The sequence below is a fragment of the Streptomyces sp. NPDC015220 genome (assembly GCF_043079345.1).
Lineage (GTDB): Bacteria > Actinomycetota > Actinomycetes > Streptomycetales > Streptomycetaceae > Streptomyces.
In genome coordinates this window covers 1-13,365 of sequence record NZ_JBIBUK010000031.1, presented here as the reverse complement: position 1 = coordinate 13,365, position 13,365 = coordinate 1, and the positions used below count along the sequence as shown (strand labels likewise).

The 13,365-nt window shown below is 70.3% G+C and carries 10 protein-coding genes and 1 pseudogene; 5 read left to right on the top strand and 6 right to left on the bottom strand.

Annotated elements, in window-relative coordinates; genetic code table 11:
* Nucleotides 1-111 precede the first annotated feature (111 nt).
* The gene (locus tag ACF061_RS35670; protein WP_392271165.1) at nt 112-510 is read right to left on the bottom strand and encodes a winged helix-turn-helix transcriptional regulator; all 399 of its coding nucleotides are present in this window, start codon (nt 508-510) and stop codon (nt 112-114) included.
* A 178-nt stretch (nt 511-688) separates the two neighbouring features.
* On the opposite strand from ACF061_RS35670, the gene ACF061_RS35665 reads away from it, so the two are divergent.
* Complete coding sequence (locus ACF061_RS35665; protein ID WP_392271164.1) at nt 689-1,414, top strand: alpha/beta fold hydrolase; 726 nt, start codon at nt 689-691, stop codon at nt 1,412-1,414.
* 305 nt (nt 1,415-1,719) lie between these two features.
* Here the strand turns inward: ACF061_RS35665 and ACF061_RS35660 are convergent, their stop codons facing one another.
* Nucleotides 1,720-2,232: a PadR family transcriptional regulator gene (locus ACF061_RS35660; RefSeq protein WP_392271163.1), complete on the bottom strand. Its 513-nt coding sequence runs from the start codon at nt 2,230-2,232 to the stop codon at nt 1,720-1,722.
* A gap of 55 nt (nt 2,233-2,287) precedes the next feature.
* Between ACF061_RS35660 and ACF061_RS35655 the strand changes: the two genes are divergently transcribed.
* Entirely contained in the window at nt 2,288-2,974 is a 687-nt protein-coding gene (locus ACF061_RS35655) for a cysteine hydrolase family protein (protein ID WP_392271162.1), read from the top strand.
* A gap of 400 nt (nt 2,975-3,374) precedes the next feature.
* Nucleotides 3,375-4,907 (top strand): carboxylesterase/lipase family protein, encoded by a 1,533-nt coding sequence (locus ACF061_RS35650; protein ID WP_392271161.1) that lies wholly within the window; start codon nt 3,375-3,377, stop codon nt 4,905-4,907.
* Between the two features lie 364 nt (nt 4,908-5,271).
* Here the strand turns inward: ACF061_RS35650 and ACF061_RS35645 are convergent, their stop codons facing one another.
* The 4 genes from ACF061_RS35645 to ACF061_RS35630 all read right to left on the bottom strand — a co-directional run bounded on the left by ACF061_RS35645 (nt 5,272) and on the right by ACF061_RS35630 (nt 10,877).
* Complete coding sequence (locus ACF061_RS35645; protein ID WP_392271160.1) at nt 5,272-5,469, bottom strand: hypothetical protein; 198 nt, start codon at nt 5,467-5,469, stop codon at nt 5,272-5,274.
* Nucleotides 5,470-5,546: 77 nt separating this feature from the next.
* A complete protein-coding gene (locus ACF061_RS35640) occupies nt 5,547-7,130 on the bottom strand; it encodes a serine/threonine-protein kinase (protein WP_392271159.1) in 1,584 nt (527 codons plus the stop codon).
* Between the two features lie 248 nt (nt 7,131-7,378).
* On the bottom strand, nt 7,379-10,288 hold the full coding sequence (locus ACF061_RS35635) for a M48 family metallopeptidase (RefSeq protein WP_392271158.1): 2,910 nt from the start codon (nt 10,286-10,288) through the stop codon (nt 7,379-7,381).
* A gap of 52 nt (nt 10,289-10,340) precedes the next feature.
* Nucleotides 10,341-10,877 (bottom strand): hypothetical protein, encoded by a 537-nt coding sequence (locus ACF061_RS35630; protein WP_392271157.1) that lies wholly within the window; start codon nt 10,875-10,877, stop codon nt 10,341-10,343.
* Between the two features lie 588 nt (nt 10,878-11,465).
* On the opposite strand from ACF061_RS35630, the gene ACF061_RS35625 reads away from it, so the two are divergent.
* Together ACF061_RS35625 and ACF061_RS35620 are read left to right on the top strand one after the other, a co-directional pair.
* Nucleotides 11,466-12,707, top strand: a complete 1,242-nt coding sequence (locus tag ACF061_RS35625; protein ID WP_392271156.1) for an extracellular solute-binding protein — start codon at nt 11,466-11,468, stop codon at nt 12,705-12,707.
* 401 nt (nt 12,708-13,108) lie between these two features.
* A pseudogene (locus tag ACF061_RS35620) lies at nt 13,109-13,365 on the top strand (hydrolase); the annotation flags it as partial.

Here is a 13,365-nt window from a genome sequence, read left to right as displayed (position 1 = left end):
GTGGGTGTGAAGTGCGGGAGGAAGCGGGGACGGGCCGGCGGCCAGGCCATGGGAACACCTGGCCGTGTCTTCGAAGCGGGCTTGCCGGGAGGCGATCGACCTGTCTTCCCGCTATGAGGTCATAGGTGGGGCCGTGCGGGCGTCGTAGGCGGCGCGGGCGTCGTCGATCCGGACGAGGTGCGCGACGCTCCATTCGAGCAGGGGTGCGGTGGCCTCGCGCAGGGTGACGCCCATCTCGGTGAGTTCATAGCTGACATGCGGCGGCATCACATCGTGGACGGTGCGGGTCAGGATTCCGTCCCGCTCCAGGCTGCGCAGCGTCACGGTGAGCATGCGCTGGCTGATGCCGTCGATGGCCCTCTTGAGCTCGGTGAAACGGCGCGGTCCGTCCCTGAGATTGCGCACGACCAGCAGCGACCATTTGTCACCGACGATGTCGAGCACCACCCGGGTCCGGCACTCGTCGCCGGGCCGCGCCGCCGGCTGCCGAGCGCCTTCCACCGCGTCCATGGTTACCTCCAGAGAACCGGGTCACCGAAAAGTGCCTTATTGCCTTCGGCGTGCCGTGCGCACCAGCATGCTCATGGTACTCAAACAGTACTGAGGCACGAAAGGTAACCACGCCGCGAGCCGGCGGCATGCGCCTGGCCGTGCCCTTCCGCTCCTGCGAAGGAAGGTCGATTCACTCATGTCCACATTCCTGCTGGTACACGGTGCTTGGCACAGCGGACGGTGCTGGGAGCGGGTGGCGCCGCTGCTGGAGGCCGCTGGGCAACGGGTGTTCGCGCCGTCCCTGACCGGCTATGGCGACAAGGCGCACCTGCTCGGTCCGGAGGTGGGCCTCGACACGCACGTCGACGACATGGTCGGGCTGATCACCGAGGAGGACCTCAGCGACGTCGTACTCGTCGGCCACAGCTACGCGGGACTGGTGATCTCCTCCGTGGCCGACCGGATTCCGGAGCGCATCGCGCACCTGGTCTACCTCGACGCGATGGTCCCGGAGGACGGCGAGTCCGCGGTCGACGTCCTACCTGTGACACGGCAACTGATCGAGCTCGCTGAGAGGTCCGAGAACGGCTGGCGCGTGCCGCCGATGCCTGAGCAGCCCGCGCCCTTCGGCCTGTTCGGCGTCACAGACCCGGCCGACGTCGCCTGGCTGCGCGGGATGCTCTCGGACCAGCCGGTGCGCTGTCTGCAGCAGCCGGTGCGACTGGGCAACCCAGCCGCCGACGCGATCCCGCGCACGCACATTCACAATGTCGGCGCCACGCCGGCGGGCATCACCCGTCGCCCCGTCCCCCCGATCCAGCCCAATGGCACCGCTGCGCAAGTGTGGGAGCTGCCCACCGGCCACGACTGCATGATCACCATGCCGAGCGAACTCAGCGAACTGCTTCTCAAGCTCTCCTGACGGGGGCTGCCGGTACAGCAGCGGACAGCGGCTGGTGGACACGGCCCCGCCGTCGCCGTCCGCCGCCTCCCGCACGGCGGCCGCCGGCGCCGTGTCCTCCTGGTCGAGGCTGTGGCGGGCGGGCGGTCGTGAACGAGGCGCCGTCGTAGGTGAAGTGGCCGTGTGCGCCGCCGTTCTCGGTCCTGTCGGCGATGCGGAGCGGCCCGGTGCCGGTGAGGGTGGTGACCGGTCGCCCGCCAGGGCGCAGGGCGTCCACTCGCGCGGCCGGCACGGACCGCACCGACGGGATGCCCGCCGGCGCCGTATCAGGTCAACACGTCCCGCAGCCAGGACCTTTCCGCGCGGCTGGTGGCACGGGCGATGGTGAGCATGCCGCGTCGGTAGGGATCGTCGGTGTCGTCGGCGCCCAGGGGGCGGTCACCGTCGTGGAAGAAGCTCGCGGGCTCTTCCAGGAACTCCAGCCGGCGGCGCAGCACCGCGTGCTGGTCAGCGGTGTCGGGCAGGTGGGAGAGAAAGGCCAGGACCGTGAAGAACCGGGTGCTGTCGCTGATGTCCAGACCGTTGGCATCGCGCAGTCGGCGCAGCAGCTCGCAGCGGCCGGCGTCGGTCAGGTTCAAGGTGTGCCGCTGAGCGGCCGAGGCGCCTGGCTCGGCCGTCCGGTCCAGCAGCCCGGCGTGGACCAGCCGATTGATCGCCGGATAGAGGCTGCCGTCGCTGACCGGCCGGGCATGGCCGGACAAGTGCGCTATACGGCGACGCAGTTGATAGCCGTGCAGTGGTCCCTCGGCCAGGAATCCCAGGATCGCGAGTTCGAGCATGCTGCTACCCTCGCACATCGAAACGAGGTATCTCGAATCGATGTAAGGGGCTGGGATGGCGTACACCGAGGAATGGGTGACCACGCGGGCGCGCGACGCCTACGAGAGCGGCCGGGCATCGTTCGACATACGGCCCGAAGAGGCGGCGCTGCTGGTCATCGACATGCAGGACGAGTTCGTGGAGCCCGGCTGGAGTCCCTACTGGGTCCCTGCGGCGACCCGGATGGCGCCCCGGCTGCAGCGACTGGTCGAAGACTGCCGAAGCGCGTCGGTCCCGGTTATCTGGACCATCTTCGACGACACCCATCTCGGACTGGACCGGCCGCACGCCCTGCGTTTCCTCCCGCACGCCGACAGCGACTGGCGCCGTCCGGGGCCCGCCGAGGTATGGGGCCGGATGGGCCGCCGTCCCGACGAAGTCCTGATCCGCAAGCCCTCCTACGGGGCGTTCTACGACACCCCGCTCGACACGATCTTGCGCAACCTCGACCGCGACACAGTCATCGTCACGGGAACGCTCACCAACTACTGTTGTGGCACCACGGCCAGGCAGGCCTATGAACGCGGCTACAAGGTCGTCTTCGGATCCGATGTCACGGCCACCGACGACGAGTCCCGGCAGGAACCAGAACTCGCCGTTCTGCGTAAGGGTTTCGCGCTCGTACTGACCGCCGAGGAGATCGCCGATCGACTCACCGCAGCCGCCCCGTCGTCGGACGAGGAAGGGGCGAGCGTCGGCTGATACGGGCACTGGGCGCCGGCCCAGAGACCCCCGCGCACGGCATCCGCCCCCGCCCGGACCGACCTCCTCGACACCCTCCCCACCCTCGACGCGCTGCGCGCCCGCGGAGTGCTGGGCCCCGGCCCGCGTCGCCCCGAAGCGCGCGCCGCACCCGGAGGGCGAGCGGCGGCTCCCGCTGGTACGGCGCACCCCGCATGCCCCGATGACCAGGCGCTGGGGGAGGGGCCGCGCAGGAGACCAAGCTGCGGGGATCGAAGCACACGTCATCCGTCGGCCGTGGGCTGTGAAGGGGGCCGTTCCGTACACCGCCGACTGTGAGGGGCGGCTCGTAAATTGAGTTGTCCGCTCTCCGAAGACCTGGTGAGGATGTCCGGGACAGCGCGCGACATCGAGAGGCACCATGCACGTCACCGTCCCCACCTCGGCAGGCCGGATACGCGGACAGTGGAAGGGGGAAGTGGCGGCGTTCATGGGCGTCTCCTACGCGGCACCGCCGTTCGGTCCGCGGCGCCTGCGGCCTCCCGAGCCGCCGCAGCCGTGGACCGGGGTGCGCGACGCGTTCGTCCCGGGACCCACCGCGCCCCAACCCGGTTATCTCCCCGCGATGGCCGGACTGCTGGAAGAGGCGGCGGCGCCGGGCGAGGACTGTCTGAACCTCAACGTGTGGACGCCGGCCCCGGGTCGCTCCGGAGGACGGCTTCCGGTCATGGTGTGGATCCACGGCGGCGCGTTCCGCAACGGGTCCGGTTCCCTGCCCTCCTACGACGGCGCGCGGCTCGCCGCCGACGGCGTCGTCTGCGTCACCCTGAACTACCGGCTCGGCGCGGAAGGTTTCCTCCTGCTGCCCGACGGCACCTCCAACCTCGGCCTTCTCGACCAGATCGCCGCGCTGGGATGGGTCCGCGACAACATCGCCGACTTCGGCGGCGACCCGGACAACGTCACCGTCTTCGGCCAGTCCGCGGGCGCCATGAGCATCACCGCGCTCATGACCATGCCGCGGGCGCGGGGCCTGTTCCGCCGGGCGATCACGCAGAGCGGCGCCGGCCACCACAGCCACCCCGAGCACATCGCCCGCCGCGTCACCGAGCGGCTGGCCGCCCTCGCCGGCGCCGAGCCGACTCGTGAGGGTCTGGCCGCGGTGCCGCCCGAGCGGCTCATCGCCGCCGACGCCGCCCTGGGCCAGGAGATCGCGCGAGCGGCCGATCCCGAGCAGTGGGGCGAGTCGGCAGGCGGGGGCACCACCGTGCTGCCCGTCGTGGACGGAGCCACCTTGCCACAGCGGCCGATCGACGCGATCGCCGGCGGAGCGGGCCGGGACATCGATCTGCTCACCGGGACGACGAGCGACGAGTTCCGCCTCTTCCTCGTCCCGTTGGGGATCGGCCCGCGCATCACGGACGAGGTGCTGCGGAGTTTCCTCGCCGGCCTCGGCCTCGACCCCGCCGAGGCTCGCAAGGTCTACGCACACCCCGGGGCCACGCCGGGCGACCTGCTGTCCGCGGCCATGAGCGATCATGCTTACCGGATCCCCGCTCTTCGGGTGGCCGAGGCGCGCGCCGCGCACGGTACGGAGACCTTCGTGTACGAGTTCGCCTGGCCCTCGCCGGCTCTCGGCGGTGCTCTCGGCGCCTGCCACACGGCGGAGATCGGCTTCGTCTTCGGCACTCTCGCCAACCCGCTCGCCGGTCCCGACGCACCGCGAGAACTCTCCGATCGCATACGGGCGGCCTGGACTTCCTTCGCCCGCACCGGCCGTCCCACCGGCACCGGCACTCCTGGCGGCGGGCTGCCGCACTGGCCGGCCTACGCCGGACGGCGGTCCGTCATGCGTCTGGACGGCGGTGCCGCACCCATCGTGCTCGAAGACCCTGCCGCGGACGGACGCAGGCTGTGGCACGGCCTGCGCGAGGCCGTGCCAGGTGGCGCCTGACCGACGCCGTCCGCTGCCGACGACTCCGGTCGGGCTGGGAGCAGCCCGTGCCCGTCGCCCAGTCCGGCCGGGGTGAGGAGCCCGGCGACCGTCCGGCCCACGGTCTGCGGGAGCGTCGTTCCGCGCCCGGTGTACCGCGGACGTCTGCCGGGGTCGTACCGGCCCAGGAGCGTGCGGGGGGCCGCCGGAGAGCCGGTGAACGCGGCGACGATGGCATCCTCGCCCTCCCGGGTGGTGCATCTCCGCCGGCCGGGTCACGGCGTTCGTGCCGCTCCGGATCCCTCGGGCTCGTCGCGGCAGGGGCAGGGGCAGGGGCAGGGGCAGCGGCCGCGGACCCGGCCGGACGGCAACGGCTCATCGCCGTTCATCCGTCCAGGCTCCCGCGCTCCGCCAGCCGCGTGAGCAGCCGGCCCCGCTGCTCCTCGTCGGTCGCGAGGCCCACCGCCGTCCACGCCATGGCGAGCCCGCCGTCCAGGACGGCGCGATCGGCGCTCGCGGTAGTGCCGTATCCCGTGAAGTCGGGGTTGTGCATGATGGCGTCACCGCAGGCGTAGCCGATCACGGGGTGGATGGACGGTCGTGCCTGAGCGGGGCGATGATCCCGGCATCGTGGTCGGTCGGTGTGCTGGGACGTTCCCGTCAGGGGTGGCGTGGGCGGTCGTCGCCCGGTGTGTGAGTCACGGTCCGGGCGGGCGCCGATGCCGAACCCGCCCGTCGCGTCGTGATCTCGCGCGTGCAGTACAGCGCGATGGCCGACATGCCCACGGCGAGGGGGACCCATGACGGTGAGACGAACCAGACGTACTGGAACCAGGATCGACGACCTGACACCATCTCGGTGAACGTGCCGAGTACCGCGACGGCGTTGACGCCGACGAGGCCGTAGCCGATTCCACGCGTCAGGCGCTTCGCCCGGGGGGCGAGGGCCGCGGTCGTGGCCAGGAGGCCCGTCAACGCGAGCGTGGACATCCCGCCGACGCGCAGCCAGTGACCCCAGCCGATCCCGCCGATGGATGCGTCGTCGGCGAGGGCGACCGCGACCACCACGGCGTAGACGCAGAAGAGGAGCATCGGAGGGAGGAACCGGAGCGGCAGGGCCACGTGTGCCTGCCAATGGGGTCGTGCCCGCACGGCGGACCACGCGATCAGCCCCCCGGTGGCGACGGCGACCGTACCGACGCCGCTGGCTACGTCGCGACTGTCGTCCACTCCGTTGATGTTGACCGCGGTCACCGTGGCGGCCACCAGCGTGATGAGGAACCAGACCGCAACCGCGATCCAGGAGCGCGCCACGGCGGCCTTCCCGGGAGTCGAGCCGGCTGGAGGCGGCGACGGCAGGGCCTCCGGCAGCGGCGCGGTGGCCGCCGGCACGGGATCGGGCGCGTCCGCGAGCCTGCGCAGGGCCCGGGCGGCGTCGGCGGCGTCCGAGTACCGCTCTGCGGGATCCTTGCGCAACAGCTTGAGCAGGAGAGCATCCCATGCCTCCGGCACACCCGCGGCCACGGAACTGGGCACGGGCGGCTGTTGGATCAGGTGCGCCGTCAGATAGCCGAGGCTGTCCGGGGCCTGGAACGGCAGCCTGCCGGTGACCAGTTCGAAGAGCAGGCAGCCCAGCGCGTACAGATCGCTCCTCGGTTCCGGGTAGCCGCGCGCCTGCTCCGGCGCCATGTAAGGGGGCGTGCCCACGATGAACCCGGTCTGGGTGACCCGGTCCGCGGTCGCGTGGGGATCGGCGGCGCGTGCGACACCGAAGTCGAGCACTTTAACCGTTCCGGCAGGTGTGACGAGGATGTTGGACGGCTTGATGTCCCGGTGCATGATGCCGTGGGCGTGCGCGTCACCCAAAGCGTCACAGATCTGAGCACCCCAACGGGCTGCCTCAGTCAGATCGACGGACCCTTCGCGGATCTTGGCGTCGAGTCCTTCGCCGCGCACCAACTCCATGACCAGGAAGGGCGCCGTGCCTCTGTGCGTACTGCTCTCGCCGAGATCGTGGACGGTCACGACGTGCGCATGCTGCAGCCGGGCCGTGATCCGCGCTTCGCGCAGGAAGCGCGCGCGAGCCTCATCCCCCCGGCTTCCGCCGCCGGCGAGCAGGGAGATGACTTTCACAGCCACCTGCCGGTCCAGCGTCTCGTCCCGCGCCTCCCAGACCTCGCCCATGCCGCCCTCGCCGAGCTGCCGGACCAGGCGGTACCGGCTTCCCAGAAGTTGGTCCTCCACCGCGCCCCCCGTCGTGGACTCATCCGGTGCGTCTGCGCCCCGAGCCCCTCGATCATGGCACTCGGCGCAGAGCGTCACACGCAATGTCATGGATACCCGATGGAATTCACCGACATCGATTATTCGGTATTCGACCCGCAGCGTGTCCCGTTCCGCGTTTCACGGTGGTGGATGATCGAGCCGAGGCGCATCACTTGTCACATGGGCAGGCCTGCTGTCACCGGCTGGGCCATCGCGCCGAGCGGGTGTCATCGAGCGCCGGGCGGGACCGTGAAATACCGGTTGGGGTGCTTGGGAGCGGAGTAGCCGGCGTCCAGCAGCACCTTGTCGACCCTGTTCTTGACCGCCGTGGCACTCTTCCCCGCGTCGGCGAGTTCGTGTGCGGCGGTGACGAAGAGATCACGGTTCTGCTGGTCCAGGGCCCTCAGACAGTCCTGGCTGCCCTTCCACGCCTGGGCGCCGAACTGCTGCCAGAGCAGCCGGGCCTGCGGATCGGGGATCCGGAAGTAGGCGCCGTTCGCCCACCGCGCCACGTTGCTCAGGTTGGTGCAGTCGGGGCGGGTCCGGCTCAGGGAGCGAATACTCAAGTCCTTGGCAGCCACGATCGCGCGCAGCTGGGTGACGAAATGAGCGGATTGGGCATTGGCGTGCCAGATCAGGTAGTGGCCGCCGAGGCGGTACCAGGCGTGCACCTGCCAGGCCTTCGTATCGGCGGATACCGGCGCGTCGGCGCCGCCGCCCCACTGCCGCATGGCGTTCTGGGCGGCCAGCGGGGTGGTGATCCGGACCATCTTGCCCATCTGGCCGGCTGTTTCCGTCGCGGCGATCCCAACAGCGACCAGACAGAGCACGCTCCCGCTGATACGCCGGGCCCGAATCGCCCGCGGACTCTCAGAGGGAGAAGTCGTCCGGGTCGACCGCCGTGCCCCGGACGGCCAGGCGCGCCGGAAGATCGCCTCGCCCGCGGCGACGCCGACGGCCGTGACGGCACCGAGTACCAGAGTGCCGTTCACCAGGTTCCGGAACGCCGCTCGCAGCGACTGCCAGGGAGGTGTCCAGGTGCAACTCGACTCAAGGGTGCTCAGCGGCGGAATACATCCGTCCGAAGACACGAGCAGGAGCATCCCCGCAAGGCCCACCAGCGCCGCCGTCTGGGCTGCGATCAGAGTGCCGAGCAGTCGGTAGGGGCCGCTCCTCGCGACGGCCATGATGGCCGCGACCGCCGTCGCGGACACCAGGGCCACGTACAGCCACGCCACATAGCTCCACGCGAAAATGCCCCCGCGCTGCTGTGGGTCGGGCTGCCAGGTGTGCATGTATGCCTGCACACCCGCGACGGCGATCCAGCCCACGGCCCCGCCCAGCAGTCCCGGCAGCAGCACACGGCCCAGTGGCGGAATCTCATCTCTTCGTGGCTCGACGAGAGTCCTGGTGTCGCGCGGGGCGCCGCCGGCCCAGCGGGGCGTGGCCGCAGGCGGGCCGATCGCCCAGGCCAGCAGTGGCACCGCCCAGAGCACCGCGACCGTGACAGGGGCCAGGGGCAGGTTGAGCGTGTTCACTACCGGCGGCAGCAGCGCGGTGATCGCGGACAACATGTCCGGGTGGCCTGTGATCGGACCGGGGAAGTCGATCAGCAGGGCCCTGTGCACCCCGGCAGTGGAGAACCAGAAACCGTCCGCGTACGGCGCCCCTGCCTGACCCCACCAGAGGAGCCAGCAGGACATCACCACGGCGGCGGCCGCCAGGTTGAACAGCAGCACCGGGCGTAGGCTCCGTCCCCGCCACGTCCTGGTCCACAGGCGGGCGCACTGGGCGACCCACCAGGCGTATCCCACGCCGGCGCACACGACGAGCAGCAGCAACTGTGGCCGGCTCGGAAACCACTCGGCACCCGAGCCGAAGCCGGTGATCAGGTTGCCGGCAGCCATCCCGACGCCGAGCCACAGCCCCGTCCGCACCCCCGAGGGCACCCGGCCCGACGTGAGGACGGCGTGCGCCGTCGCCCGCCACAGGGCGATCCCGGCCACCCCGGTGACCAGGACCGCCGACGCCAGGAAGACCGCCTGGTTCAGCCACCCGCCGGCCAGGTAGTACGGCGCGAGGTAGCTGAGCACAGAGGAGTGGATCAATGTCGCCGCGGCCCCGGTCAGGAGCATCGACAGCGCGCGGATGCCGAACAGCGGCGTGGGATCGGCCAAGACGTCCCGGCGCACTTCCCGTCGCGGGTGGGTGCGCCACACGTCCCAGAACGGCGCGAAGGCCCGCCGCAAGGCACTGCCGTCCGGAGCCGGTCCCGTCACGACCCAGCCGCGGGGGTCCGCGCCCCAGCGCACCGCCGTCAGGTCGGCGTAGACCTCCCGGCTGTGCAGCACGTCCGATCGCGCGAGGTACACCAGCGCGACCATGACGATGGGCAGCAGCACGCCACGCGTCGTCGTCGGCAGGTTGCTCTGCCAGTTCGACAACCCGTGCTCGATGTAATTCCCGTAGATCACGGTGCCCTCCCAGATCAGGTAGGGCACGAGCACCGTGGCGAGGAACACCCGCCACAGCGCGATGGTGACGTAGGTGGTGGTCACGTCCCGGTTGGCGATGTGCGCGAGTTCGTGCAGCAGCACCGCCCGGAAGCGCTCGGGCTTGCTGCTCCTTTCGGCGAGGAGACCGCCATGCAGACACACGGTCGGGCGGCCGTTGCGCCCGAACACCACCGCACCGTTCGAAGCCGCCGCCGGGTCGATGACCACCCGTGGTGTCCGGGTCAGGCCGGCCGTGGCCGCCAAGTCATCGAACAAGCCGCGGAGGTCGCCGTCATGGTCGACTGACGCCAGCGGCACGACCCGGCCGCCTCTGGCCTTCCAGGCCGGGAGAACGAGAAAGAGCAGTCCGGCCGCGCCGGACAGCAGGGCCGGCCACCCGGCGAGCCCCCACCACGGCGGCGGCGGAGCGTACTTGGCCATACAGGCCATATAGGGGACGGCCTGACTGAGGGCGCTGACCAGAGCGGGCGCGTTACCGACGTTCTCGGGATCCACCCCGGCAGCGAGATTGCAGTGCAGGAAATCCGGGTCGCGCAGCGCCTGGAGCACGGGCAGGATCATCGCCCCGCTGGCCGCCAGCAGCAGGATCATCAACATCGCGAAGCGAGCGGTCGTGCCCACGCCAATTGCCCGCTCGGCGAGCTCAGCCCGCGGATCAGGCACACCCATCGGCTCAGCCCTCGCCCGGGGCGCTGCCGTCGTCCGAGGCGTCCGGCCCCCGCGGAGGGTCACCTGCCTCTGCCAGCACCAGCCGGGCCACCACAGCGTCGGCGATCTCCCTCGCGCGCCTTTCGGAGAGCCCCCGTTCGTCGGCGGCCTGCAACACCTGCTCGCGCACCTGCCACATTTGCTCGCGGGTGAGCGGCGGGACGGTGACGGGAGCCGGGCGACGGCGGAGAACACCGCGCAGAGCATCCATCGTTCGCCGCACCGTGCCCTCCGCGATCACATCGCTGACGCGCTTGGCCGTTTGGTCCACTGTCAGCCAGACGACTGGTGTCACCAGGACCGCGACCTCACCCCAGCCGAACCCCAGCGGTTCCCGTCGACGGCTCCGTCCGCTCAGCCGCCGCACGACCGTGACATCGTCGAATCTGAACAACCCGTCCACGAGCGGAAGTTCGTCCGACGCCACATCGCCCACCACCTCGCGGACGACGTCGCGCACACGCCTGCCGACAGGCGTACCCATCCCGGAACCCATGTCCATCCCCCCGAAAGCTCGCCGCCCATCACGCCGGCCAAGCCGGCGCGCGAATGCAAACTCTGACATGAAATGCGAAGGGCCAACACTGATTCACACGATCGCTACCAGCACGAATGAGACATTCACGATCACAGGTGCTGTGGCAGTCGCGTGCGGACGTGCTCCGGCTCTGGCCCGGTCGGATCCGACCCGCGACAACCAACGGAGTCCTACCGACTGATCATTTCAGCATGAATGCGGTGAGGCACGGGGCTACGCCCGAGGTGCGCTCGTCGCCGCGAGTGACGGGCCTCCCGTCGGCACGGGGACCGAGCAGACGGCCGGCCCGTCCCCGAGGCCACGACGGCCTGCCCGACGGCACAGCCGCCGACGACGGCGGTGCCGATGCAATGCCTCGTGCAGCGTTCGGCGCGTGCCGGTATCAGCGTCGGCTTCGGCATATCGAAAGACACCAATCCGCACCGGCCCGGTTGGAGCTATCGCCACAACTGTCCGGCAGGGGGCGCATATCGTCCCGGGACAAGAGAGGATTCCGGATGCACCGTTGGAAAGAATCAAAAGGAAAGATCCGTGCCACCAAGACTCTCCGGCATGACCGCTTCCGTGGCCGCATTCGGACTACTGGGCTGCCTCACCACCGCCTGCGGCTCGTCCGAAAGCAGCGGGACGACACTGCGCCTGGTAGCCCCCGAGTACGGCAACAACCAGGCGAACAGCTCCAAGGCCTACTGGGACAAGCTGACCGCTGCCTTCACCGCCGCCCACCCCGGCAAGAAGGTGGAGGTGACGCTCTACCCGTGGGCCGACGTCGACCGCAAGGTCACCCGCATGGTCCAGGAGAACAAGGCCCCGGACGTGGCTCTCATGGGCGCGTACTCCGACTTCGCCGCACAGCACCGCCTTTACGCCGCCCGGGACCTGCTGCCGATCAGGGCGGAGGCCAACTTCCTGCCGCCGCTCGCGGAGGCGGGCTCGGTCGACGACACCCTTTACGGCTTGCCCTTCGTGGCCAGCAGTCGGCTGCTCTTCTACAACGAGGAACTGTTCAACAAGGCCGGGGCCAAGCCGCCGAAGACCTGGTCGGACCTGAAGGACGCGGCCCAGGCGCTGAAGACGGCCGGCGTGCTCTACCCGTACGCCCTGCCACTCGGTCCCGAGGAGGCGCACGCCGAAGCCCTGATCTGGGAACTGAGCAACGGCGGCGGGTACACCGACAGCGGCGGCGGATACAGCATCGCATCGCAGCAGAACACGCAGACGTTCCGCTGGATCAAGGACAACCTGGTCACACCCGGCCTGACCGGCCCGACACCGCCGGCCGAGCTCAACCGGCAGGACGCCTTCACCGCCTTCCTGCACGGCGACGTCGGTATGGTCAACGGCTACCCCTCACTCCTCCACGAGGCGAGGGAGAAGGGCATGCGGGTCGGCACGCTGACCATGCCGGTGTCGGACGCGCTGAGCAAAGAGCAGACCCCGCCCTCGGTGGGCGTCGCCGACTGGATGATGGCCTTCAAGCACGACGGCAATCGTGAACTGGTCAGTTCCTTCCTGGACTTCGTCTACCAGGACAAGAACCTCAGCGAGTTCGCCGAGCGCTACCACCTGCTGCCCTCGACCGTGACCGCCGCCCGGGCCACCCAGCGGACGGCGGCGGACCCCAGCACCGAGCAGTTCCTGACCGCACTGCGCACGTCCCGGCTCTACCCGGTCAACGAACCGTCGTGGCTGAAGGTCAGCAACACCATCAAGCAGAACATCGGCAAGGCCGTCGCACCGTCCGCCGACCCGAAGACCGTGCTGGAGGACATCGCCCAGCAGGCCGGGTCGTAGTACGACGAAGACGGCGGCCTCCCGCGACCGCGGCGACGGCAGCCTTCTCCCTACCGCCGGCTCTCCCCTTTCTCCGGCCTTCTTCGCTTCCCGTCGCCGTCCTGCTCGGACGCGGCAACCGGACCATGCGGTGTCAACCCGACGCCCGCGTCGTCGCTCGCGAAGCGCCCACAAGGCGCGCGGGGCGGCGGCGGGTCCTCGCCGGTGTGGGCGGACCCGGACCCGGCCGGCGGCGCGGTCCTGGCGCGATGAGGCCCGGGAGACATCGCCGGTGTCCCGGGTCAGCTCTGTCGGGGCGGGCGGCGGGGAGGCTTCAGGGGCAACCGGCCCCGCCTCTTCAGGCATTCATCGTGTCCCATGGCTTCCTGACTCGGCGCCATCGTCACGTTTAAAGTCCGGGAGTGAGCCTCTGGACTTCCCTCGAACCCGCCTCCACGACCGTGGACCCGGGTGGTAGTACGACTGTGCGGCTGCGCCTGCGGAACACCGGTGACGTGGTGGACGAGTACCGTTTCGAGGCGGTGGGCCCTCTCGCGCCCTGGGCCGTCGTGGAGCCGCAGTCGCTGCGGTTGTATCCGGGGACGACGGGCTCGGTGGATCTGACGTTCGCTCCGCCGCGTACGCCGGACGCGACGGCGGGGCCGAATACGTACGCGGT